This window comes from Marinobacter sp. LM1, from assembly GCF_042763285.1.
Classification (GTDB): Bacteria; Pseudomonadota; Gammaproteobacteria; order Pseudomonadales; family Oleiphilaceae; genus Marinobacter; species Marinobacter nauticus.
The window spans coordinates 3,961,354-3,983,460 of record NZ_CP114373.1; the positions used below are offsets into that span (position 1 = coordinate 3,961,354).

Annotated in this window: 22 protein-coding genes; 12 read left to right on the top strand and 10 right to left on the bottom strand. The window is 59.2% G+C overall.

Annotated elements, in window-relative coordinates; translation table 11 throughout:
• Window positions 1-23: 23 nt before the first annotated feature.
• The 4 genes from ppk1 to OZ656_RS18585 all read right to left on the bottom strand — a co-directional run bounded on the left by ppk1 (window position 24) and on the right by OZ656_RS18585 (window position 3,895).
• Complete coding sequence (gene ppk1, locus OZ656_RS18570) at window positions 24-2,162, bottom strand: polyphosphate kinase 1 (protein WP_278351037.1); 2,139 nt, start codon at window positions 2,160-2,162, stop codon at window positions 24-26.
• Between the two features lie 52 nt (window positions 2,163-2,214).
• Window positions 2,215-3,264 carry a porphobilinogen synthase gene (gene hemB, locus OZ656_RS18575; protein ID WP_141067385.1) on the bottom strand — a complete coding sequence of 350 codons (1,050 nt, stop codon included), beginning with the start codon at window positions 3,262-3,264 and terminating at the stop codon, window positions 2,215-2,217.
• Window positions 3,265-3,413: 149 nt separating this feature from the next.
• Entirely contained in the window at window positions 3,414-3,635 is a 222-nt protein-coding gene (locus tag OZ656_RS18580) for a hypothetical protein (RefSeq protein ID WP_011786988.1), read from the bottom strand.
• Window positions 3,632-3,895: a hypothetical protein gene (locus OZ656_RS18585; RefSeq protein WP_153740243.1), complete on the bottom strand. Its 264-nt coding sequence runs from the start codon at window positions 3,893-3,895 to the stop codon at window positions 3,632-3,634. Before OZ656_RS18585 ends, OZ656_RS18580 begins: the two co-directional genes overlap by 4 nt.
• Before the next feature lie 9 nt (window positions 3,896-3,904).
• Between OZ656_RS18585 and OZ656_RS18590 the strand changes: the two genes are divergently transcribed.
• The 4 genes from OZ656_RS18590 to panP all read left to right on the top strand — a co-directional run bounded on the left by OZ656_RS18590 (window position 3,905) and on the right by panP (window position 8,621).
• Window positions 3,905-4,534 carry a TetR/AcrR family transcriptional regulator gene (locus OZ656_RS18590; RefSeq protein WP_023009492.1) on the top strand — a complete coding sequence of 210 codons (630 nt, stop codon included), beginning with the start codon at window positions 3,905-3,907 and terminating at the stop codon, window positions 4,532-4,534.
• 2 nt (window positions 4,535-4,536) lie between these two features.
• The gene (locus OZ656_RS18595; protein WP_278351036.1) at window positions 4,537-6,228 is read left to right on the top strand and encodes an isovaleryl-CoA dehydrogenase; all 1,692 of its coding nucleotides are present in this window, start codon (window positions 4,537-4,539) and stop codon (window positions 6,226-6,228) included.
• 187 nt (window positions 6,229-6,415) lie between these two features.
• Window positions 6,416-6,763: a DUF503 domain-containing protein gene (locus OZ656_RS18600; protein WP_199452934.1), complete on the top strand. Its 348-nt coding sequence runs from the start codon at window positions 6,416-6,418 to the stop codon at window positions 6,761-6,763.
• A gap of 181 nt (window positions 6,764-6,944) precedes the next feature.
• Window positions 6,945-8,621: a pyridoxal-dependent aspartate 1-decarboxylase PanP gene (gene panP / locus OZ656_RS18605; RefSeq protein ID WP_278351035.1), complete on the top strand. Its 1,677-nt coding sequence runs from the start codon at window positions 6,945-6,947 to the stop codon at window positions 8,619-8,621.
• Window positions 8,622-8,846: 225 nt separating this feature from the next.
• On the opposite strand, the gene OZ656_RS18610 is transcribed toward panP, so the two are convergent.
• Window positions 8,847-9,113, bottom strand: a complete 267-nt coding sequence (locus tag OZ656_RS18610) for a hypothetical protein (RefSeq protein ID WP_031210303.1) — start codon at window positions 9,111-9,113, stop codon at window positions 8,847-8,849.
• Between the two features lie 100 nt (window positions 9,114-9,213).
• A complete protein-coding gene (locus OZ656_RS18615; RefSeq protein ID WP_199452930.1) occupies window positions 9,214-10,779 on the bottom strand; it encodes an inorganic phosphate transporter in 1,566 nt (521 codons plus the stop codon).
• Between the two features lie 195 nt (window positions 10,780-10,974).
• On the opposite strand from OZ656_RS18615, the gene OZ656_RS18620 reads away from it, so the two are divergent.
• The 3 genes from OZ656_RS18620 to OZ656_RS18630 all read left to right on the top strand — a co-directional run bounded on the left by OZ656_RS18620 (window position 10,975) and on the right by OZ656_RS18630 (window position 15,246).
• A complete protein-coding gene (locus OZ656_RS18620) occupies window positions 10,975-12,069 on the top strand; it encodes a GGDEF domain-containing protein (protein WP_379944780.1) in 1,095 nt (364 codons plus the stop codon).
• 67 nt (window positions 12,070-12,136) lie between these two features.
• Window positions 12,137-12,583, top strand: coding sequence for a flavodoxin (locus tag OZ656_RS18625; protein WP_011786997.1), 447 nt, complete (start codon window positions 12,137-12,139; stop codon window positions 12,581-12,583).
• 107 nt (window positions 12,584-12,690) lie between these two features.
• Window positions 12,691-15,246, top strand: coding sequence for an EAL domain-containing protein (locus OZ656_RS18630; RefSeq protein ID WP_379945223.1), 2,556 nt, complete (start codon window positions 12,691-12,693; stop codon window positions 15,244-15,246).
• Here the strand turns inward: OZ656_RS18630 and tesB are convergent.
• The 4 genes from tesB to OZ656_RS18650 form a co-directional block, all read right to left on the bottom strand.
• Window positions 15,213-16,073: an acyl-CoA thioesterase II gene (tesB, locus tag OZ656_RS18635; protein WP_011786999.1), complete on the bottom strand. Its 861-nt coding sequence runs from the start codon at window positions 16,071-16,073 to the stop codon at window positions 15,213-15,215. The genes OZ656_RS18630 and tesB overlap by 34 nt on opposite strands.
• Before the next feature lie 125 nt (window positions 16,074-16,198).
• On the bottom strand, window positions 16,199-17,356 hold the full coding sequence (locus OZ656_RS18640) for an NAD(P)/FAD-dependent oxidoreductase (protein ID WP_278351031.1): 1,158 nt from the start codon (window positions 17,354-17,356) through the stop codon (window positions 16,199-16,201).
• 15 nt (window positions 17,357-17,371) lie between these two features.
• The gene (locus tag OZ656_RS18645; RefSeq protein ID WP_008173532.1) at window positions 17,372-17,539 is read right to left on the bottom strand and encodes a rubredoxin; all 168 of its coding nucleotides are present in this window, start codon (window positions 17,537-17,539) and stop codon (window positions 17,372-17,374) included.
• 67 nt (window positions 17,540-17,606) lie between these two features.
• A complete protein-coding gene (locus OZ656_RS18650; protein ID WP_278351030.1) occupies window positions 17,607-17,744 on the bottom strand; it encodes a hypothetical protein in 138 nt (45 codons plus the stop codon).
• Between the two features lie 76 nt (window positions 17,745-17,820).
• Between OZ656_RS18650 and OZ656_RS18655 the strand changes: the two genes are divergently transcribed.
• The 5 genes from OZ656_RS18655 (at window position 17,821) to phoR (ending at window position 22,099) form a co-directional block, all read left to right on the top strand.
• Complete coding sequence (locus OZ656_RS18655) at window positions 17,821-18,378, top strand: hypoxanthine-guanine phosphoribosyltransferase (protein ID WP_022993198.1); 558 nt, start codon at window positions 17,821-17,823, stop codon at window positions 18,376-18,378.
• Window positions 18,359-18,925 (top strand): chorismate lyase, encoded by a 567-nt coding sequence (locus tag OZ656_RS18660; protein WP_278351028.1) that lies wholly within the window; start codon window positions 18,359-18,361, stop codon window positions 18,923-18,925. The genes OZ656_RS18655 and OZ656_RS18660 overlap by 20 nt, the downstream gene beginning before the upstream one ends.
• 66 nt (window positions 18,926-18,991) lie before the next feature.
• On the top strand, window positions 18,992-19,876 hold the full coding sequence (gene ubiA / locus OZ656_RS18665; RefSeq protein WP_022993200.1) for a 4-hydroxybenzoate octaprenyltransferase: 885 nt from the start codon (window positions 18,992-18,994) through the stop codon (window positions 19,874-19,876).
• Window positions 19,877-19,997: 121 nt separating this feature from the next.
• Complete coding sequence (gene phoB, locus OZ656_RS18670; RefSeq protein WP_022993201.1) at window positions 19,998-20,690, top strand: phosphate regulon transcriptional regulator PhoB; 693 nt, start codon at window positions 19,998-20,000, stop codon at window positions 20,688-20,690.
• An 86-nt stretch (window positions 20,691-20,776) separates the two neighbouring features.
• On the top strand, window positions 20,777-22,099 hold the full coding sequence (gene phoR / locus OZ656_RS18675; RefSeq protein ID WP_286714431.1) for a phosphate regulon sensor histidine kinase PhoR: 1,323 nt from the start codon (window positions 20,777-20,779) through the stop codon (window positions 22,097-22,099).
• Window positions 22,100-22,107 lie beyond the last annotated feature (8 nt).

The following is a 22,107-nucleotide window of genomic DNA, read 5'->3' on the forward strand; positions in this document are numbered from 1 at the left end:
ATTTCGGTGCCGGCCCACCGGCCTCAGTTGGGTTTGCCGGTCAGACGCTCCAGCAGGACCAGCTGTGATGCCAGTCGCTCTTCGCCTTCCCCGGGCTGATTCTGAATGTAACTGCCATCGGGCTGCAACACCCAGGCCTGGCAATTGTCCGCCAGATAGGTATCCAGATCTTCCCGCAGGCGTGCAATCAGCGCGGGCTCCTCAACCGGGAACGCGGTTTCGACCCGGTGCAGAAGATTGCGCTCCATGCCATCAGCACTGGAACAATACACCTCGGGCCGGCCACTATTACCAAAATAGTACACCCGCGTGTGCTCCAGGAAGCGGCCGATCACCGAGCGCACCCGGATATTGTCCGAGAGTCCCGGCACTTCCGGACGCAGGCAGCAGATGCCACGGATGACCAGATCAATCTTGACCCCGGCCTGGGAGGCCCGATACAGGGCCTTGATCATCTGCTGCTCGGTCAGGGCATTGAACTTGAAGATAATCCGCCCCTGCTCACCATAGCTGGCCTCTCGTTCGATCAGACTGATCAGACGGTTGTGTAAGGTAAACGGCGCATGAAACAGCTTTTTGATCTTCAACGCCTTGCCCATGCCGGTCAACTGCTGGAACAGCTTGTTGACGTCGTCGCCTATGGACTCGTCACAGGTCATGAAACTGTAGTCGGTGTACAGGCGTGCGTTCCCGGCATGGTAATTACCGGTGCCCAGATGCACGTAGCGCCGCAGGCGGCCTTCTTCCCGGCGGACAATCAGGATCATCTTGGCGTGGGTTTTGTACCCGACCACACCGTAAACCACGATCACGCCGGCTTCCTGCAGCCGACTGGCCAACTCCAGGTTCTCGGCCTCGCTGAAACGGGCTCTCAGTTCGATAACCGCCGTCACTTCCTTGCCTCGACGCGCGGCATCGGCCAGGGCCTCAACAATTTCCGAGTCGGCACCGGTGCGATAGAGCGTCTGGCGAATGGCCAGCACCTGAGGGTCCTTGGCCGCCTGGCGCAGCAGGTCCACCACCGGGCTGAAGTTTTCATAGGGATGTAACAGCAGCAGGGGCCGTTTGCGAATGGCATCGAACATGGATTCCTTGCTACGAATCTGGCGAGGAATCGACGGCGAGAAGCTGGAATAGGTCAGGTCTGGCCGGTCCACCAGGCCACCCACCGCCATCAGGCGGGTCAGGTTTACCGGGCCGTGGACCTGGTAGAGATCCCGCTCGGTCAGGCCGAACTCCCGGAGCAGGAACTGCACCAGCTCTTCCGGGCAGTTATCCGCCACCTCAAGGCGAACGCCATCGCCAAACCGACGGCTTAGCAGCTCGCCGCGCAGGGCCGACGCCAGGTCTTCCAGATCGTCTTCAAGCTCAAGGTCCGCGTTCCGGGTCAGCCGGAACTGATAACAGCCCTTCACCTCCATACCCGGAAACAGCTCATCAGCATGGGCGTGAATCATGGACGACAGAAACACCAGGTTGTCACCACCCTCGCACACCTCATCCGGCAAGCGCACCAGGCGCGGCAGGGAGCGGGGCGCGGGCACAATCGCCATCCCGGTCTCACGACCAAAGGCATCCTTGCCGTCCAGCTCAACGATGAAGTTCAGGCTCTTGTTCACCAGGCGGGGGAACGGGTGTGATGGGTCCAGCCCGATCGGGCTGACCACCGGCAGAATTTCCTCGTCAAAGTAATTGCGCACCCACTCGGCCTGGGCCGGTGTCCACTCGCGGCGCCGGACAAAGTGGATGTTCTCCTGCTCCAGCTCCGGAATCAGGACATTATTGAGAATATCGTACTGTTCGTGGATATAGTCGTGGGCAACGCGGCTGATCTCCGCCAGCACCTGTTCCGGCAGCATGCCGTCGACACCCACGGTTTCACGGCCATACTTCATCTGCTGGCGCAGGCCCGCCACCCGGATTTCAAAGAACTCATCCATGTTGCTGCTGAAAATGCAGCAGAAGATCAGACGATTGATCAGAGGGTGCGTGGTATCCAGCGCCTGCTTCAACACCCGGTAATTGAACTGCAACTGGCTCAGTTCGCGGTTGAAGTAGTTTTCGCTCGCATCCAGATTCAATTCCTCACCAACGGGTGGAAGATCTACCGGCGCCGGGACGCTCTGTTCACTGCCTGTCTCTGTCACGGTTTCGCTTGTCATTGCTCTTTGTATCCATCGTTGAGGCGGGCTTCGGCCACCAGCCGCTGCCCGGTTATGATCGCTGTCGTTCCCGCATCAGCCTGGCGGCGCGCACGGCGAAATAGGTCAGAATGCCATCGGCACCGGCCCGGCGCATGGCCATCAGGCTCTCCATCATCACCGCATCGCCATCCAGCCAGCCGTTCTGAGCTGCGGCCATATGCATGGCGTATTCGCCACTGACCTGGTACACAAACGTTGGCACCTGCAGTTCGGTTTTCACCCGGCGCACGATATCCAGATAGGGCATGCCCGGCTTGATCATCACCATATCGGCGCCTTCAGCCAGATCCATGGCCACCTCATGAATGGCCTCATCACTGTTGGCCGGATCCATCTGATAGGTCGCTTTGTTTCCCTTGCCCAGGTTGGCAGCCGAGCCGACCGCATCCCGGAACGGCCCGTAATAACTGGACGCATACTTGGCAGAGTAGGCCAGAATCCGGGTATTCACATAGCCGGCCCCTTCCAGAGCCTCACGAATGGCCGCCACCCGACCATCCATCATGTCAGAGGGTGCCACCACATCGGCACCGGCATCGGCGTGGGACAGTGCCTGATTGACCAGCGCTTCAACCGTGACATCGTTCAGCACATAGCCATCGTTGTCGATAATGCCGTCCTGCCCATGGGTGGTGAACGGATCCAGCGCCACATCGGTAATCACCCCCAGCTCCGGATGCGCCTTTTTCAGGGCACGAACCGCCCGCTGGGCCAGGCCATCAGAATCCCACGCGCCGGAGCCGGACAGATTCTTTTTCTCCGCTGGTACCACCGGGAACAGCGCCAAGGCGGGAATACCCAGCTCTACCAGTTCCGCCGCCTGCTCCACCAGCAGATCGACGCTAAGGCGCTCGACACCCGGCATGGAGGGTACGGATTCACGCTGATTCTCGCCTTCAAGCACAAACACCGGGAAAATCAGGTTATCGGGTGACAACTGGTTCTCCCGAACCAGACGACGGGAAAAATCACTGGCACGATTGCGACGCAAACGGGTGAACGGATAGGCTCGACTGGAGTGCGCAAGACGCGGCTTCGACACGGATAACCTCCTGAACATGGATGGCCTTGGAAAGTGATGACATCATACACCCCAGAAGCCGCCCGTTGCAGGCCTGAGCCGAGTGTGCCGTTGACAGATGACAAAGAGATGACAGAAAAACAGAGTTGCCGGGGCAACGGAAGCCGCTGCCCGGCGAGGAAACGCCATCAGAGGGAACGGTTGTTGAACCCGATCTCCACCTTGCGCGGGGTATCAGAACGGAAGGTGGTGTCCACCTCCTGTATCTTTCCGCCGCCTTGCAGGAAGGCCTCAATATCTGCCTGCAACTGGGCCCGAACTCGGGCACGGCCGGCAATGGAATGGTTATCGTCGCTGTCGCTGGTCCAGTTGCTGGACTGCTCCAGATTGCTTTCGTCGAATTCACTCATGGCTTATCTCCATCAACGAAAACAGCTTTACGGGTGGCCAGATGCTCTGGAAGACGCACCCCGTCTCGACTGCCGGCCATCTGACGGCCCGTCTTGGCGTCTTTATAATCTGCTTTCACGACCGACGCTATTTCCTGACAACCACTTTTTTGTAATTTTTTGTAATTGTAGATAACCCATTGTTTTAAAAGATCAGATAACAGCCCTTTAATGGCATACAGAATTGACACAAAGAATGAATATTGATTCAATGCTTGCAAGGAGCCGGCATGGCCTACCGCGAAACTGAAAAAATGCGCCAGCGCAAAGCCGAAGCGCGGAAAAAGATCATTGAATGCACCTGGGAGTGCGTATCCGAAGGCGGCTTCCGCAGCGCACGCATTACCCGCATCGCGGGGCTGGCCGGCGTTGCCACGGGCACTATCTACCGCCACTTCGAGTCACGGGAAGACCTGTTTGCGGAAATCTTTCGCCTGGCCACCCAACGTGAAGTCGACAAAGTCGCCGAAGCACTCGCGGTAGGCGGTAGTGCGGTTGAACGCCTGGACAACGCTCTGCGTCAGTTCGCCCGTCGGGCCCTGAAAGGCCCGATGAAAGCCTGGGCACTGATTGCCGAGCCGGTAGACCCGAAAGTCGAAGAAGAGCGACTGGTGTACCGCAAAGCCTACGCCAACCTGTTTGAACAAGCGATCCGGAGCGGCATAACCGAGGGCTGTATACCGGATCAGGATGCCCGCCTTACCAGCACCTGCCTGGTTGGCGCCATCTCGGAATCCCTGGTGGGGCCGCTGTCACCGACCCAGACAGAAACACCACCGGGACACGACAACAACGAAGATGAGCTGGTCGACACCATCGTTTGCTTCTGCCTACGGGGGTTAACCGGCACCAGGAGCTAACCATGAACAGCCCGCAGCGCAAGACCGAGTCCAACGCCGACAGCCGCTATCTGTCAGCCACTCACGAGGTCATCAACCAGCCCCGACCGCTGGAAAACTATAACCTCTACGAACAGGACAGCGCGCTCCGGGAAGCCGTATTGCGAGAAGGCGCCGGCCACGCCAGCGAAGACCTCAGCCGCTTCGGCGCCTGGGCCGGCAAGGCCGACACCATCGAGCTGGGCAACCTGGCGAACGCCAACAAACCCAGCTTCCGTACCCACGACCGCTACGGCCACCGGGTAGACGAAGTAACCTTCCACCCGGCCTACCACGAACTCATGCGCGTGGCCTTGGAAAACGGCCTGCACAGCTCCCCCTGGACCAACCCGGGCAAAGGCGCCCACGTGGCCCGGGCCGCCAAGTACTACCTGCATTCCCAGGTGGAAGCCGCTCACTGTTGCCCGGTCACCATGACCTTCGCGGCCATCCCATCCATCCAGAACCAGCCAGACCTGGCCAAACTCTGGGCCCCGAAAATCCTGGCCAACGAATACGACAGCCGCAACGTGCCGGACGGCGACAAAACCTCCGTCACCATCGGCATGGCCATGACCGAAAAACAGGGTGGCAGCGACGTGCGCGCCAACACCACCGTGGCCTACCCGACAGGCCAGGAAGGTCCCGGACAGGCCTACGAACTGGTCGGCCACAAATGGTTCGTTTCCGCCCCCATGTGCGACGCCTTCCTGGTACTGGCCCAGACCACCAATGGCCTGTCCTGCTTCCTGATGCCCAGATGGCGCCCGGATGGCAGCAAGAACCCCTGGCAGGTACAGCAACTCAAGAACAAAATGGGTAACGTTGCCAACGCCTCCAGCGAAGTGGAAATCCGCGGTGCACTGGCATGGATGGTGGGCGAGGAAGGCCGCGGCGTCAGAACCATCATCGAAATGGTCGCCATGACCCGCTTCGACTGCATGATTGGCAGCGCCGCCGGCATGCGCCAGGCCGTGGCCCAGGCGACGCACCACTGCCACAACCGCAGCGCCTTCGGCGCCACCCTCAGCGACCAGCCGCTGATGCAGAATGTCCTGGCCGATCTGATTATCGAAAACGAAGCCGCCCTCGCCTACACCATGCGCGTAGCACGGGCCATGGACAACCAGAACAACGAACACGAACGCCTGCTGGCCCGCCTGGCCACCCCCGTCGGCAAATACTGGATCTGCAAACGCACCCCCAATCACGCCTACGAAGCCATGGAATGCATCGGCGGCAGCGGCGTGATGGAAGACTGCATCATGCCCCGGCTGTTCCGGGAATCCCCGGTTAACGCCATCTGGGAAGGCAGCGGCAACGTCCAGTGCCTGGACACCCTCCGCGCCCTGCAGAAAGAACCGGAAACCCTCGACGCCTTCTTCAAAGAAGCCGCCGAAGCCAAAGGCACCGACAGCCGCTTCGACCAGTACCTGGCGCAACTGCAACACGACTTCGCCGACATCAGCGACTTCCAGTACCGCGCCCGCAACCTGGTCGACCGCATGGCCCTGACCATGCAAGGCTCATTGTTACTGCGCTTTGGCGACAAACACGTCGCCGATGCCTTCTGCGCCTCCCGCCTGCAAAGCAGCGGCGGCATGAACTACGGCAACCTGCCCTCCGGCACCAACCCGGCAGCGATTATCAAACGGGGGACGCCTGTAGTAGGCTAAAGACATTCACGGAGGCAAAACGGTTATGCAAACCGGACTCCCCCTATAAGGTTCATGAACATGCGGGGGATGCCTTTCCAAAACCTTGTGGAGCCATGGATGGCGGAACAGAGCGTACAGGGAAGTATTCACAGCGTGTTTTGGAAAGGCATCCCCCGCATGTTCCAACTCCAAGGTTAAGGCCACGATGTCGGACGCCCTTAGAAAACTGCTGAAAGAAGGCAAAACCCCACAACAGCACCAGGATATTACCCCCCACGTAGGCGTCCTCACCCTGCACTTCCAGCTCTACGGCTGCGAAGACCTCAAAGCCAAACGCAAAGCCTTCACCGCCATGAAAGCCATCTGGGGCAAAGAACCCGACCTCGCCGTCGCCGAAACCGCCGACCAGGAAGCCCTCGACTGTGCCACCTGGACCATCGCCGCCCTGGGCGCCAGCGCCCAGCAGATCACCCAGCGCCTTGACCAGGTCGAAAAAGACATCGAGGACCGCATCGACGCCGCCATCCTGGATGTGCACCGGGAAATCCTCTAACCCGGACCAGTGGCCCGCCAGGCATGGCGTCATTGCCTGACAGGTCTTATACTACGCAGCCTCAGGGAACCAATGCCCCGCTTGGCGGCTGGCAGACATTTTCGCAACCGGGCCACGCCCGGCTCCATCCGACGGGTTTCCGGAACCAACCCATCGGATACCACTGAATGTGTGTGGTGCTATGACCGGAAAGAAAAAATCCGCCCAGGCCTCATTAGAGGCAATGTATCGCGTGTTCACGGTGCCCGAAGCGCCGGAGTCGACCCTGAGCCGGATCGACCAGGACATCTCCCGTAACCTGGCCGGATTCCTCCAGGAGCACATCGTCGCCATCGAACGGGACCTGTCCGAAGTCGAGAAAGACTTCTCCGACTACGTCATCCCGGAGAAGCCCGTTTTTGTCTCCGAGCAGACCCAGTTCCTGCTCGACAAACTGGTGGCCAACTCCGTTCATACCGCGTCACCCGCGTTCATCGGCCACATGACCTCGGCACTGCCCTACTTCATGCTGCCGCTGTCGAAGATCATGATCGCCCTGAACCAGAACCTGGTGAAAACCGAAACCTCCAAGGCGTTCACGCCCATGGAACGCCAGGTACTGGGTCAGATACACCGGCTGGTGTACCAGGAAGACGGTTCTTTCTATCGTAAATGGATGCACGATCCCCGGCACGCCCTGGGCGCCATGTGTTCCGGCGGCACGGTCGCCAACCTCACCGCCCTGTGGGTGGCTCGCAACCGAGCCTTCCCCGCTGAAGGCAGCTTCCGCGGTCTGCACGAAGAAGGCCTGTTCCGCGCCCTGAAATACTACGGCCATGAAGGCGCCGCCATCGTCGTCTCCAAACGCGGCCACTATTCCCTGCGCAAAGCCGCCGATGTCCTCGGCCTTGGCCGGGATGCCTTGGTGCCGGTGGAAACCGACGAATTCAACCGCATCCAGACCGACGCCCTGCGCGACAAATGTCTGGAGCTGCAGAAGCAGAAGATCAAGATCATGGCCATCTGCGGCGTGGCCGGCACCACCGAAACCGGCAACGTCGACCCGCTGGATGCCATGGCCGATATCGCCCGGGAATTCGGCGCCCACTTCCACGTCGACGCCGCCTGGGGCGGGCCAACCCTGTTCTCCCGCACCCACAAACACCTGCTGCGCGGCATCGAGAAAGCCGACTCGGTCACCTTCGACGCCCACAAACAGCTTTACGTACCCATGGGCGCCGGCCTGGTGGTCTTCAAAGACCCCGGCCTCGCCAGCGCGGTAGAACACCACGCCCAGTACATCATCCGGAAGGGTTCCCGGGACCTCGGCAGCACCACCCTGGAAGGCTCCCGCCCGGGCATGGCCATGCTGATCCACTCAGGCCTGAAAATCCTCGCAAGAGAAGGCTACGAAATTCTCATCGATCAGGGCATCGACAAAGCCAAAACCTTTGCCAACATGATCGATGAACAACCGGATTTTGAACTGGTCACCCGCCCGGAACTGAACATCCTGACCTACCGCTATTGCCCGGAAGATGTACGCCAGGCACTGGCCATGGCCGATGAGCTGCAGGCAGAAAAGATGAACACCTGCCTGAACCGCATCACCAAGTTCATCCAGAAAACCCAACGGGAACGCGGCAAAGCATTCGTCTCCCGAACCCGACTGGAGCCAGCCCGTTACTATCACTTCCCGTGCATTGTGTTCCGGGTGGTTCTGGCCAACCCGTTAACAACGCCGGATATTCTGGAAGATATTCTCAGGGAGCAGAGGGAACTGTCGAAGGATGATGGGATTGCCGATGAAATGGCCATCCTGCACCAGATGGCTGCGGCGGTTTTGAAGCAGAACCAGAAAGAAGCCAGGCAGGCCTGAGTTAGCCGGAATACTGCACCATCATCTGATGGCTAGGGGCGCGGGAAGTCTTTCCAAAACCTTGCGGAGCCAGTCGGGGCCCCACAAGGGGATGGGGAGCTTCTCCCAAAACACGCTGTGAATACATCCCTGTACGCTCTGCTCCGCCATCCATGGCTCCGCAAGGTTTTGGGAGAAGCTCCCCATCCCCTTGCTCAGAGTTCGTCGTTCAATACCGGGGATTAATCAATAAAGCGCCTCTTCGTCATCCAGCACCTCGTGCAGGATCTCCAGAAACATCTTGTCGGCCTCACTCCAGCTCTCCGGAATCCGGATCGTGGTATTGGCACTGATCTCACGAGCCATCAGCTCATCGGCATTGGCCTCGCCCTTGTACTTGCGGGCAATCTCCATGGACTTCACGGCAATCGTCGGATCGCTCATCACTTTTTTGATGAACACCCGCAACTCTTCAATCATCCGCGCCTGACGGCTCTCGACAGATGAACTCATGTTGTACTCCCCGAATATGGATAGCGACAGGCCACGCCTGCCGGATGCATTGCCTATAGTATGGACAAAGCGCGGGGCCATCACCAGCCCCGCACGACGGTCAGACCATCAGGCCACGCAAGGTAAAGAACAGGAACGCCGCCATAATCGCCGACGCCGGCACGGTAATGATCCAGGCCGCGGCAATTTTCACCAGATGGGAGCGCTTGACCATCTCCTCACGGTATATCTTCTTCAGGCGCTTGCGCTCCGACTTGGACAAAGGCACCTGCTGCTTTTTCTTCTTCGCCTGCTTCAGCAGCTTCTCCATTTCCTCCACAGAGGCATTACGGAAATCATCCAGGAACGGCTTGAGGCGCTCCTGATCGGTCGGGTCATGCTGTTCGATGATTTTGTGCAACTGGGTCGCGTAGTTGGATTTCAGGTACTCACGCAGGAAGCCGACACCGAAAACGCCGCCAATGGCAATGTGGGTGGAACTGACCGGCAAGCCAAGCTGGGAAGCCAGAATCACCGTCAGTGCCGCAGACAGTGCAATACAGAAAGCCCGGGTCTTATCAAGCTCAGTAATCTCGGAACCCACGGTTTTAATCAGGCGCGGGCCGAACAGCATCAGCCCGACCGCCAGCCCCAGGGCACCGACCAGCATCACCCAAAGCGGGATCTTCGCTGAGGTAACCACACCACCACCGGCCTGAATGGCATCATTGATGGCCGCCAAAGGGCCAATGGCATTGGCCACGTCGTTGGCGCCGTGAGCAAAGCTCAGCAGGGCCGCGGCGAAGATCAACGGCCAGGTGAACAGGGTATTCACCCCCTGCGCACTGTTTTCCATGGTCGAGGCTTTGCGGCCCACCAGGGTCCGCATCACGAAAAACACTACCCCCGCCACAATCAGGCCGATCACCGAGGCTTCCACCATATCCACTTTGACGATCTTCTTGACGCCCTTGATCATCAGATAGGTGGCAAAGGCCCAGGCCATAATCGCCACCAGCCAGGGCACAAAGGTACGGGCAGAAGACACCAGATTCTGGCGGTACAGTACGGTTTTCTTGATTGCGAACAGGAACAACGCCGCCAGGGCACCGCCGAGCACCGGTGAGATCACCCAGCTTGCAGCAATTTTGCCCATCACCGCCCAATCGGCAATGGTCCAGCCCCCGGCCGCAATACCAGCCCCCAGGACACCGCCAACGATTGAGTGGGTGGTTGAAACCGGCGCGCCCATCCAGGTGGCCAGGTTCAGCCACAAGGCGCCCGCCAGCAGGGCCGCCGTCATTAGCCAGACAAAAGCGCGCGGATCTTCCAGGCTAGTCGGATCAATAATTCCGCCCTTGATGGTCGACACGACATCGCCACCGGCGATCAACGCGCCGGCCGCCTCGAATACCGCGGCAAGAAGAACGGCAGCCCCCAGCGACAAGGCGCCGGAGCCCACCGCCGGGCCGACATTGTTGGCCACATCGTTGGCCCCGATATTGATCGCCATATAGCCCCCGATAACGGCGGCGGCCATCAATAACATGGCGTTAGGCAGGCCCTGGCTGAAGGAGCCAACCACAAGCCAGACACAAAGAAGGAAAAGTACGCTAAGTCCGACCCTGTACCGTTCCGTGGAGGGGCTGGTGAGAAGGTTATCCAGAAAGCTGCTGGAACGGGCCATACCAATTGATTCTCTTGTCTTGTGGACAGAAGGGGTTTCGGCAGTATTCGCCGGGGGCAAACTATAAATTTTTTGCCATCAAATTGAAACAAATCCCGGTTGATGGCCCCCTTCACAATCCTGATAGTTAATGCTGCAATTCAGATGGTTTTTGACGCATAATTCCGGAAAATATGTCAAAACGAACAACAGTTAATGACGAATACCAGCCAAATCCAGTCCAGCGAGCATGAAGAGCTGCAGATCTCCCGGCTGCTCAATGGCCTGTCAGCCATGGCGGTCCTGTTCCTGGCCGGTATCGGGGCCAAGGCGTGGTATGCCGAGCATCATCTGCACGCATGGGTGCTCTGGGCATTTGTTGTTCCAATTGTCGCCAATATAGGTTGGTACGCCTGGCGCCGGGATCGAACGGTCCAGAAAGGGAGCCTGCTGATTATTGTCGGGCTGCTGTTCACCTATCTGATTGCCTCCGGCGGTGAGGGCAACACCGGCCCGCTCTGGTTCTATGTGTTCCCGCCCCTGCTGTTCTACCTGACCAGCCTCAAGGGTGGCACCGCCATCCTGCTGTTCTGCTACCTGCTGGCCATCCTGGTGTTCCAGTTTCCCGACATGCCGGGAGTCAGCGCCGAATACAGCACCGACTTCAAGATCCGTTTCTTCGCCACACTCACCTTCGAGTCGATCTTCTGTTTCGTGCTGGAAGCCGGCCGTTTGCGGGCCCGCAACAAACTGGTGGCACTCGCCCAGGCCCACGAACACGCCGCCCGCACCGACGAGTTGACCGGGCTGGCAAACCGGCGAGACATGCAGAGCCGACTGAACACCGAGTTCTCCCGGTTCGAGCGCTCCGGCCATCATTTTTCCGTCGTTCTGATTGATCTGGACCTGTTCAAACGCATTAACGATGACTTTGGCCACGATGCCGGAGATGAGGTTCTGCGCCAGTTCGCGGATCTGGTCCGACAGATTGTCCGCCAGTCGGACGTTGCTGCCCGCTGGGGCGGTGAGGAATTTCTGCTGCTATTACCCGACACCACTTTGCTACAGGCACTCACCCTGGCTGAGCGCCTGCGCGCCGAAGTGGCGGCCACCCGTTTTCACCATCGGGAACAAACTCTGCCAGTCACCATCAGTGCCGGGGTATGCTCCATTTCCAAATCCGGATCGATCAACGAATTACTCAAGCAAGCAGATGTGCAGCTCTACAACGCCAAGGAGAGCGGTCGGAATCGAATTTCACCCCGGGTAAGGAGCCAGGACACCGGGTCCAGCCCTCAGACGCCGGCTTGAGCCGAACCCGCCACGCCATTACTATCTGCTCCCGAATATTCCCACCCCACCAACACAGGCAGTGGTCATGGCAGCAATCCGCATTCTAACCGGCAGCGTTTACGGGGGCGCCCTGCTGACAGCGCGCCGTATCAAGCAGGAACTGGAACCCGAAGGGCATACCGTCACGGTTCTGGAGAATCCAACTCTGGCCGATATCAGCGACAACCACGATGCCTTGCTGGTATGCACCTCCACCACCGGCCAGGGAGAAGTCCCTGCCAACCTGTTACCGTTTTATCTGGATTTGCGCGAACAACTTCCCCAACAACCCGGCCGCCCCTTTGGCGTGATCGTGCTGGGCGACAGCTCCTACGGCGATACCTTTTGCGGTGCCGGAGATCTGATGGAAGAGGCGCTTTATGAAACCGGCGCCCGCAAGGTCGGTGACACTCTGCGGATTGATGCGTTGGAAACTCTGGAGCCGGAGGCCGAGGCCCTGCCCTGGGTACGGAACTGGATTAACGGCATTTGACCAATAATTACACAAGTTACCAAAAGTCTGCCGGTTACGGCTTGAGCCGCCTCAGACGACAGGCCATACTCAGGCCATAACGACAAGAACGGTAACCTGTGATTCTGATGCAACTGGCCCGATCCCTGGCAGCCCTGCTGATTCTTCTGGCGCTTTCGCTTCCCGCTATGGCTGCCAGTGATGGCTATATTCCAGCCATTGAGTATCTGAGACTGGCGCCGGACGACCAACGCAGCCCGCAACAGGCCCTGGAATCCGGCGACTGGCAGATCCTGAACGAACAAACGCCTAATTTTGGTTACACCCGTGACCAGGTCTGGCTGAGGTTCCCCATCACCCGTCCCCAGACCACCAATCTCCTGGAGATCACCTACCCGCATCTGGATCGAATCGATTTTTATCTGTTACGGGACGGCGAAATCCAGCTGAGCTATCAGACCGGCGACCGCATGCTGTTCTCGGAGCGACCGGTGGAACATCCGCATTTCCTGTTCCCGTTCCAGCTTGAAGCCGGTCACGACTACCGCATCTTGCTGAAAATCGACACCGACGGTGCCATGCAGGTGCCGCTACGGCTGTGGAACAATCGCAGCTTTTTCGAGAAGACCTCCGTAGAAAGCCAGGTTCACGCCCTGTACTACGGCATACTGATTACCGCCATCTGCTTCAACCTGTTTGTATTCCTGGCGCTCAGGGAATCCATCTACCTGTATTACGTGCTCTCGACCCTGGGTTACCTGATCCTGATCGGCACCCTGAATGGAATTACCTACCAGTTTCTGTGGCCGACACTCCCCGCGGTCCAGAGTAATGCCATGGTGCTGTCGATACCGCTGGCTATGCTGTTCACCCTCATGTTCTCCCGCTCGTTCCTGAAGCTGCATGAGTGCAGCCCGCGGCTCGATCGGCTGATGCTGGCCACCATCGTACTGAACGCAGTGCTGGCACTGTCGACTATGGTGATTGATTACGGCACTGGCATCCGGCTAACCGTGGCCCTGGCCATTCCCAGCTGCCTGCTGCTTACTGTCGTCGGCCCCCTGCAATGGGCCCGAGGCAATCCACAGGCGGTGTACTACACCCTGGCCTGGGGGGCCGTGACCCTGGGCGGTGCCATTACCGCCGCCAACAAGTATGGCCTGATTCCCACCAGTTTCTTCTCGGTCTATGGCATGCAACTGGGCTCTGCCTTCCAGGCGATCCTGCTCAGCCTGGCTCTGGCCATCCGGATCTATCACGAGCGCCAGGAGAAAGTGCTGGCCCAGGAGGCGGAACTCAAGGCACTCGAAGCTCGGCGCACAGCCGAACTCCGGCTGATGGACCAGGCCTTGCATCATCCGCTCACCGGTCTACCTAACCGCAGCAGCTATGAAATGCGCCTGAACGAATTGATCCGGAGCCAGCGAGGCAAACGCTTCGGCGTGGTCATCATCCATCTGGACAACCTGTATCCGGTCACCAAGACCCTGGGCCACCGCAACACCGACCGCATTCTGGAGCTGGCCTCCAAACACTACAACGCAGTGATCAAGGATGTACCCGGCGCCATCTCCCTGGAGCAGACGGACAACCGAACCTTCTTCCTGGCCAGCCTCGACCCACAAACCTTTGCCTTTGTGGTGGATGCCGACCAGGCGCTGTCGGTGCCCCGCATCGTTCTGCGCAGCATTGAAGAAATCCGCTATCCGGTGGATTTCCTTGGCATGCAGGTTCCTCTGAACCCGCAACTGGGCGTGGCTTTCTACCCGACTCATGGAAACGACGCCAACACCCTGATTCGCCGCGCGGTGATTGCCGAAGGTTCTGACCGCGCCCGAGACCGCGGAATTGCCTACTACAAATCCTCCCGGGATTCCTACAGCGCCGACCGACTGACCCTGGTCTCCGACCTGCGCCACGCCATCGATCACAACGAGCTGACTCTGTTCCTGCAGCCCAAGCTGTGCCTGCGTACCCGCGCTATTACCGGATTTGAGGCACTGATTCGCTGGCCAGGACGGGAACAGCCGGTTCGGCCCGATGAAATCATCGCAGTGGCCGAACAGACCGGCCTAATCAAACCGCTGACGCGCTGGGTACTGAAAGAGGCGCTGGAAATGCGCGGGCGGCTGCTGGAGATCGGCTGGGATGCCGGAATCGCCGTCAACATCTCGCCCAACAATCTACGGGAACCGGATTTTGCCGTGTTCGTGCAACGGTTGATGCAAAGCTACCAGATCCACTCCGGGGCCATCACTTTCGAGGTCACGGAGACCTCCATGATGCAGGACCCCACCAATTCCCTGCGGGCGCTGAATGCGCTTGATGCCGCAGGCATTCCCCTCTCCATTGACGACTTCGGTTCCGGCTATTCATCCCTGTCCTACATCAAGCAATTGCCAGCTGGAGAAATCAAGATCGACCGTTCGCTGATTACCGATATCGCGGAACGGGAGCAGGACAGAGTGATCGTGCGCACCACCATCGATATGTGCCACAGCCTCGGCTACACCGTGGTGGCCGAGGGGGTGGAGGATAAGGAAACCCTGTCACTGCTGCACGACATGGGGTGCGATCTGATACAGGGCTACTTCCTAACCCGACCGCTACCCTTTAACGAAATGGTTGACTGGCTCGGCAACTACAATCCTCAGGCCTTACGTTCCCGGATCAGTGCTTCCTGAGTGGTGGAGGCCACCAAAACACCATCCCGGGTAAAGAAATTGCCCCGATTGAAGCCCCTGCCCGCCGAGGCACTCGGACTGTCCTTGTCATAAAGCAGCCAGTCATCCATACGGAAATCCCGATGGAACCAGATGGCATGGTCCAGGCTGGCAACCTGCATGTTCTTGCTCATGAAGGTGCGCCCGTGAGGAGTCAGGGACGTTCCCAGAAAGGAGAAGTCAGAGGCATAAGTCAGCAGACACCGGTGCAGCACCGGGTCATCCGGCAAGGGTCCGAGGGCCCGGAACCAGTTCTGGCGATGGGGCGGGCGCTTTTCCGGTTTAAACGGGTTCATCGGGTCGACCGGACGGATCTCTATAGGCCGGTCGCGGGTCAACATATCCCGCATTTTCTCCGGCACTTTATCTGCGATCAGCTTGCCCCAGTCCTGCTCGGACTTGAGTGTATCCGGGTCCGGCGCTGCCGGCATGGCAACCTGATGGTCCAATCCGTCTTCTGCGACCTGGAACGACATGGAACCGGTCAGGATTTCCTTGCCGTCCTGCCGGGCAATCACCCGGCGCACCGAGAACGTGCCGCCATCCCGAACCCGCTGAACTTCATAATCGATCGGCATGCTGTGATTGCCAGGGCGCAGAAAATAGGCGTGCAGGGAGTGGCAGAGGCGATTTTCGACGGTCCGGCTGGCCGCCATCAGGGCCTGCCCCAGAACCTGCCCCCCGAATACATGCGGAAAGCCCAGATCCTCACTGTCGCCCTGAAAATGATCGTCTCCGATCGGGGAAAGATCCAGCAACTCCACCAGTTTTCGGGTTACATCCAGCATGCGCGCTCCTGTCTTTTGTTAGCTCACGAACGGGTTTTCTACCCCAGACAGGAAAATTTCGCAACGGCTGAAACTGCCAAAGACGGCAATCGGCTACCAGCCAACCTCACTGGTAGCCGCAAGCTTCAGTCCCGGTGAATAGGAGGAACTTCCTTCGCCAGTGTCTGCTTTTCCAGAGCAAACCGGCCGGTCACTGCGAAGCCAAGCGTGTCGCCGTCCGGGCTCCGGAACAGGGCTTTGACATCAGCCCCGTCCTGCTCCACCTGCCATTCCCCCTCGGCATCCATCGGTGGTGGGCAGACTGCGGTCGGGCAACAGGGTGTTTTTACCATCACCGGCATGGTGCCATAGCTGACTTCCGTGCGCGTACCGGCCAGAGTTTTCGCCAGCGCCCGGGCACAGGCCATCAACGGCAGCACATAGAGCAGAACGCGCCCGTCCACTTCGGCACAATCACCCAGGGCAAAGACATCCGGTGCAGACGTTTCCAGAGCCCGGTTCACCTGAATACCCCGGCCGGAACGGATCCCGGCTTCGCGGGCCAGTTCAGTGCGGGGGCGCAGCCCCACCGCAGACACAACAAGGTCGGCCTGGAGTTGCTCACCATTACCGAGCGTCAGTTCGACGCCACTGCCCTGCTTCTCTGCCCGCTCAACCACCGTCCCCAAATGGAACCGAACACCAAGCCTCTCCAGCTCAGCCTGCACGGCACCAGCGGCTGTCTCCGGCAGCAGGCTGGGCATCAGCGATGAGTCCGGGGCGATAACGTCCACTTCGTAGCCACCATTGCGCAGATCATTGGCAAACTCACACCCGATCAGGCCCGCCCCCATAATCGCGACCCGCTTGCCCTCGGCGAGGGCTTTACGGAAGGCACGGTAATCCATCAGGTCGTTGATGGAATGAACCCGGTCCTGCGCGTTACCATCCAGACTCAGGCGGATGACGTCGGCGCCCCAGGCCAGAACCAGCTTGGCATAACGTATGCGCTGGTCGCCCAGTTTGAGCTCATGGGCATCGGTATCAATGCCCGTAACCGTGGACCAGGGACGAATTTCCACTCCCAGTTGCTCGGCCATGGCCTCAGGGTTGGCCTGGGCCAGACCATCCGCGTCCTTGTCTTTGGTAAAGCCGGTCGACAACATAGGCTTGGAATAGCTGACGCCGTCGTCGGCAGTCACCATGATGACCGGGGTTTCCTTATCCAGTTTGCGAAATTCCCGTACCAGTGAGTAACCCGACAAACCGGTACCAACGATCACAATAGGTGTCTGCTCGGTCATGACTCTGTCCTGCCTTTAGCCGATTTCGATCATTTCAAAATCTTCCTTGCCCACACCGCAGTCCGGGCAAACCCAATCCTCAGGCACGTCTTCCCACTTGGTGCCGGGCTCAATGCCATCCTCCGGCCATCCCTCAGCCTCGTCGTAAATCAGGCCACACACCACACACTGCCACTTCTTCATAACAAGCTCCCACCAATTTGTCTGCGCAGATATTATTGTCGAACAATAAAGCAATCAAGCAGAATGATCACAAAATGCGACCGGGTTCCAGCCAACTGCCACTCACCCGATTGGCTGCCATCATAACCGCGACACCGGTATTGACCAATGCCAGCACCGACAACCGGGCCCGGGGTTTTCTGCCAATAGCCACAATTACAGACATGGCAATACCGCCACGCCCCTCCCTTCGATCGCCCCACTTCGGTATAATCCGTCGTTTTGGACAGGACCCGATCGTTATGACCGATACCGTCGCTGAAATGAACCAGGTCATGGCAGACGCTGACTGCCTGGTTCCCGAAGATCAGGTGCATACCGCCATCGACACCATGGCCAGCGCCATCACCGATCGCCTCAAAGACAGTAACCCCCTGTTGTTCTGCGTGATGAACGGCGGCCTGATCCTGACCGGTCAGCTCTTGCCACGACTGAAGTTTCCGGTTCAGGCCGAATATCTGCACGCCACCCGTTACCGCCAGGAGACCACCGGCGGCATTCTGGAATGGAAGCTTCAGCCGGAAGCCGACATGAAAGGCCGCACGGTTCTGATCGTCGACGACATCCTGGACGAGGGTACGACGCTGTGCGCCATCGCAGATTACTGCCTGGCCCATGGCGCCAGCGAGGTTCTGACTGCGGTGCTGGTAGACAAGGAGCACGATCGCAAGGCGCGCCCCGGCCTGAAGGCAGACTTTACCGGCCTTTACGTTGAGGATCGATTCCTGTTCGGCTATGGCATGGACTACAAAGGCTATTGGCGCAACGCTCCGGGAATCTATGCCGTTAAAGGACTGTGACCAGCCCCCCGAGCTGAGCATACCTCCCACGTTCTGGTACCGGTCGCTGGCGGCGGCCGGCCTTTACTGTCCTGAGGTTCATGGCCCGGCCCGCTACTGGCTGATGGTAGAAGGTTCCTTTACCCGGGCACTGCAGCAAAAATGCCAGGAACGCTTTCACGTTGAAATTCTCAGGGAAGGTTTTTCAACCCCAACCCCTGAAGAAGCGAAGCGCCTGAACCTGGCACCGCGCCAGCTTGCCTGGGTAAGGGAAGTTCGCCTGTGCGGTGACGGCCGCCCGTGGGTGCTGGCTCGAACGGTTATTCCACAGAACTGCCTGCACGGCCACGGCCGCCGCCTGCGCAATCTTGGCAACAAGCCACTGGGCGCCTATCTGTTCAGCAGCCCCGAGTGGCAGCGGGGGCCACTGGAAACAGGGCTCTGCAAAGTCCGCAGCAACGGCCACCCTCGCCTTGCCCGCAGATCCCTGTTCCACCGGGGTTCCTGCGCCCTGTTGGTGGGGGAATACCTGTTACCCCGGCTATACCAGTCTCACAACCAGGGTTAACCCTACCGCTGCCGCTGGCTATAATCGGGTGCACTCTCACGCATCAACAAGCGGATACCAGCTCCTATGTTGCAGAACGCCCTGCCCACCCATGTTCATGCCCGCCTGGCGGATTACGCACGACTGCTGCGCATCGACCGTCCGATCGGCACTTTGTTGCTGCTGTGGCCAACTTACTGGGCACTCTGGCTGGCGGCCGAGGGGACCCCGTCATTTGCCAACCTGCTGATCTTCACCCTGGGCGTATTTTTCATGCGGGCCGCGGGCTGCGCCATCAACGATTTTGCCGACCGGGACTGGGATCGCCACGTCAAACGCACCAAGGATCGCCCGCTCACCGCCGGCCGGGTCCGTGCCTGGGAAGCCGTCGCCCTGTTTGCCGGGCTATGCCTGGTGTCGTTTCTGATGGTGGTGCTGTTCACCAACACCCTGACCCTGTATCTGTCATTCGGTGGTGCACTGCTGGCCTTTATCTACCCGTTTATGAAGCGTTACACCCATTTGCCCCAGCTGTTTCTGGGCGCCGCCTTTTCCTGGGCCATTCCCATGGCCTGGGCAGCTGAGGCCAACCAGCTCAGTCAGCTCACCTGGTTGCTGTTTACCGCCAACGTGCTCTGGACGGTCGCCTATGACACCCTCTATGCCATGGTCGACCGGGATGACGACCTGAAAGTCGGCATAAAATCGACAGCCATCCTGTTTGGTGATGCAGATCGGGCGATCATCGCTCTGCTGCAGACCATGGTGGTGGTGATTCTGGTGATGGTGGGCCAGCGGGCGGAACTGGGCTCCTTCTATTATCTCGGCGTTGTGGCCATGGCCACGCTCTTCGTCTACCACCAGTACCTGGCCAGGGAGCGGAACCGGGAAGGATGCTTCAAGGCATTTCTCAATAACAACTGGGCCGGCTTTGCAGTGTTTCTGGGGCTGGCGTTGGATCTGGCGTTCTGACTACCCGCCCATGTCATATACTTGTAACAAAGACGCGTTGTAATGACTCGGCAACATTACAAGGGAGTGTGTTCGCACCTCTGATCAGAGAACTCCCGAGGTCTGACACAGGTTGATGCATATGAGTGGAAAAACTGTCCTGATCGTCGATGACGAAGCGCCTATCCGTGAAATGATTGCGGTCGCGCTCGAAATGGCGGATTACGACTACCTGGAGGCAGCGGACGCCCGTGAAGCCCATGCCCTGATTATCGACAAGCAACCAGACATGATCCTGCTGGACTGGATGCTGCCGGGCACCAGCGGTGTCGAACTTGCGCGCCGGCTGAAGAAAGAAGAGGCCACCGCCGATATCCCTATCATCATGCTGACCGCCAAGGTGGAAGAGGATAACAAGATTCAGGGCCTGGAAGTCGGTGCCGACGATTACATCACCAAGCCGTTCAGCCCACGTGAGCTGGTAGCCCGCCTGAAAGCGGTTCTGCGTCGTGCCACACCGCCGGGTGTCGACAGCCCCATCGAAGTGGATGGTCTGACCCTGGACCCGGTCGGCCATCGTGTGACCACGGCCGACGGTGCCATTAATATGGGCCCGACCGAGTACCGCCTGCTGCAGTTCTTTATGACTCACCAGGAACGGGTCTATACTCGGTCTCAACTGCTGGATCAGGTGTGGGGCGGCAACGTGTATGTCGAGGAACGCACCGTCGACGTTCACATCCGCCGCCTGCGCAAGGCGCTGGGAGACAGGTACGATCATCTGATTCAGACCGTGCGGGGAACGGGCTACCGGTTTTCCACCAAAGTGGCCTGATTTACTCCCTGACGACAGCCCCGGACCGCCCCTCATCGTCCGGCGATCACGGCATCAGCGCCGGCAACACGACAAGGCAGTAGTGGATGCAACACAACTGGTCCCGTTACCTGAGACTGATCATCACCGCGCTCGCAGGCACCACACTGGTGGGGTTCTATTTCGGCGAGCCGCTCTACGGGTTGCTGGTGGGGCTTGTTGCCTATCTCTGGTGGACCCTGGTCCAGGCCCGGCGCCTTTACCAGTGGCTGGGAAACCCCAGCGCTTCCGACGAAGCGCCCCAGAGCATCGGCTTGTGGGGTGATATCTTCGACAGCCTGCACAAGCTGAACCAGAACCACCTGATGACCCAGGATCGCCTGCGGGCCCGTATCAACCGGGTTCAGGAATCCACCAACGCCATGCGCGACGGCGTTATCATGACCGATGCCCGTGGCGCCATGGAGTGGTGGAACGGCTCAGCCGAATACCTGCTGGGTTTCCGCCGCAGCACCGATCAGGGTCAGTACATCCATAACCTGATCCGCAACCCGGCATTCAAGGCCTATTTCGATACCCGGGATTACCGCGAGCCCCTGGAAATCAACTCGCCAGCCAAGCCCCACATCCATCTGCAGATCCAGATCAGCCTGTTCGGCGACGATGACCGCCTGATCGTGGCCAAGGATGTCACCCGGCTGTATCAGCTTGAACAAATGCGGCGCGACTTTGTCGGCAACGTTTCCCATGAAATGCGCACACCGCTGACCGTGATCAGTGGCTACCTTGAAACCCTGGTGGATCATGGTGATGAGCTGCCTGCCAAGTGGCGCCGGGCTATCAATACCATGGCGGCACAGGCCTCCCGGATGGAGGCCTTGATCACAGATCTGATTCTCTTGTCCCGTATCGAAACCGGCGAGCATACGGTGGATGACACGCTGACCGATGTCGACGCCCTGCTGAACCAGATCTGTCATGATGCCCGGGCCCTGAGCGGCGACAAGGGCCACCAGATCACGGTTCAGATCAGTGACCACCGCCTGCTGCAGGGCGATGAAAGCCAGCTACGCAGTGCATTTTCCAACCTGGTGTTTAATGCGGTGAAATACACGCCGGCCGGCGGAGCCATCACAGTTGCCTGGAGCACCAATCGCGAAGGCGCCCATCTGTCCGTCAAGGATACCGGCATCGGCATTGATCCGATCCATATCCCCAGGCTGACCGAACGGTTCTATCGCGCCGACCCCAGCCGCCACAAGGACACCGGCGGAACCGGCCTCGGCCTGGCTATCGTCAAGCATGTGCTGATCAATCACGACGGCAACCTGGAAATTCGCAGCAAAGTCGGCGAAGGCAGCGAGTTTATCTGCCATTTTCCAAGGGAGCGCCTGGTCGAACGGATTCCCGAGCAAGTCCCGGAGGACTGAGACACCCT

What these genes read in the sequence shown, in the direction of transcription:
- ppk1 (WP_278351037.1), bottom strand. Translation starts at nt 2,162, where the DNA reads ATGACAAGCGAAACCGTGACAGAGACAGGCAGTGAACAGAGCGTCCCG.
- OZ656_RS18625 (WP_011786997.1), top strand. Translation starts at nt 12,137, where the DNA reads ATGGCAGCAATCCGCATTCTAACCGGCAGCGTTTACGGGGGCGCCCTG.
- OZ656_RS18595 (WP_278351036.1), top strand. Translation starts at nt 4,537, where the DNA reads ATGAACAGCCCGCAGCGCAAGACCGAGTCCAACGCCGACAGCCGCTAT.
- OZ656_RS18620 (WP_379944780.1), top strand. Translation starts at nt 10,975, where the DNA reads ATGACGAATACCAGCCAAATCCAGTCCAGCGAGCATGAAGAGCTGCAG.
- OZ656_RS18590 (WP_023009492.1), top strand. Translation starts at nt 3,905, where the DNA reads ATGGCCTACCGCGAAACTGAAAAAATGCGCCAGCGCAAAGCCGAAGCG.
- tesB (WP_011786999.1), bottom strand. Translation starts at nt 16,073, where the DNA reads ATGCTGGATGTAACCCGAAAACTGGTGGAGTTGCTGGATCTTTCCCCG.
- panP (WP_278351035.1), top strand. Translation starts at nt 6,945, where the DNA reads ATGACCGGAAAGAAAAAATCCGCCCAGGCCTCATTAGAGGCAATGTAT.
- OZ656_RS18645 (WP_008173532.1), bottom strand. Translation starts at nt 17,539, where the DNA reads ATGAAGAAGTGGCAGTGTGTGGTGTGTGGCCTGATTTACGACGAGGCT.
- OZ656_RS18615 (WP_199452930.1), bottom strand. Translation starts at nt 10,779, where the DNA reads ATGGCCCGTTCCAGCAGCTTTCTGGATAACCTTCTCACCAGCCCCTCC.
- hemB (WP_141067385.1), bottom strand. Translation starts at nt 3,264, where the DNA reads ATGTTCAGGAGGTTATCCGTGTCGAAGCCGCGTCTTGCGCACTCCAGT.
- phoR (WP_286714431.1), top strand. Translation starts at nt 20,777, where the DNA reads ATGCAACACAACTGGTCCCGTTACCTGAGACTGATCATCACCGCGCTC.
- ubiA (WP_022993200.1), top strand. Translation starts at nt 18,992, where the DNA reads ATGTTGCAGAACGCCCTGCCCACCCATGTTCATGCCCGCCTGGCGGAT.
- OZ656_RS18655 (WP_022993198.1), top strand. Translation starts at nt 17,821, where the DNA reads ATGACCGATACCGTCGCTGAAATGAACCAGGTCATGGCAGACGCTGAC.
- OZ656_RS18580 (WP_011786988.1), bottom strand. Translation starts at nt 3,635, where the DNA reads ATGAGTGAATTCGACGAAAGCAATCTGGAGCAGTCCAGCAACTGGACC.
- OZ656_RS18600 (WP_199452934.1), top strand. Translation starts at nt 6,416, where the DNA reads ATGTCGGACGCCCTTAGAAAACTGCTGAAAGAAGGCAAAACCCCACAA.
- phoB (WP_022993201.1), top strand. Translation starts at nt 19,998, where the DNA reads ATGAGTGGAAAAACTGTCCTGATCGTCGATGACGAAGCGCCTATCCGT.
- OZ656_RS18650 (WP_278351030.1), bottom strand. Translation starts at nt 17,744, where the DNA reads ATGTCTGTAATTGTGGCTATTGGCAGAAAACCCCGGGCCCGGTTGTCG.
- OZ656_RS18630 (WP_379945223.1), top strand. Translation starts at nt 12,691, where the DNA reads ATGCAACTGGCCCGATCCCTGGCAGCCCTGCTGATTCTTCTGGCGCTT.
- OZ656_RS18610 (WP_031210303.1), bottom strand. Translation starts at nt 9,113, where the DNA reads ATGAGTTCATCTGTCGAGAGCCGTCAGGCGCGGATGATTGAAGAGTTG.
- OZ656_RS18640 (WP_278351031.1), bottom strand. Translation starts at nt 17,356, where the DNA reads ATGACCGAGCAGACACCTATTGTGATCGTTGGTACCGGTTTGTCGGGT.
- OZ656_RS18660 (WP_278351028.1), top strand. Translation starts at nt 18,359, where the DNA reads ATGCCGTTAAAGGACTGTGACCAGCCCCCCGAGCTGAGCATACCTCCC.